The sequence below is a fragment of the Paraburkholderia sp. RL17-373-BIF-A genome, assembly GCF_046030175.1.
GTDB lineage: Bacteria > Pseudomonadota > Gammaproteobacteria > Burkholderiales > Burkholderiaceae > Paraburkholderia.
In genome coordinates, this window is record NZ_JARESO010000543.1 from 1 (window position 1) to 247 (window position 247).

Consider the following 247-nt stretch of genomic DNA (forward strand, 5'->3'; position numbering starts at 1 on the left):
CGATCAGGTCGCGTTGCCGGGGCGATTCAGTCTCCGGCAATCCCTAGGCAGCTCAGCCCTCAGTGCTAGCCCCATTTCACAGGGTACGTTGCGTGATAGATATTCCCGAGCCGTTCGTTATTCTGCATCTGGTTTTTCAGCAAACCTCGCAGGTCGCCGGCAACGATCGCTGTGCATGTAAAGGCTATACCGTCCCCAAGGAGTCGCTGCTTCAGATCTGACAGCTTGTCGTTTGAAAATCCATTGG

1 protein-coding gene is annotated in these 247 nt (G+C 54.7%); it reads right to left on the bottom strand.

The genetic code is table 11. The annotated features are described in order from the left end of the window. Positions 1 to 65: 65 nt before the first annotated feature. On the bottom strand, positions 66 to 247 hold a 182-nt coding region (locus P0D80_RS51685; RefSeq protein ID WP_408296811.1), incomplete at its 5' end, for a hypothetical protein.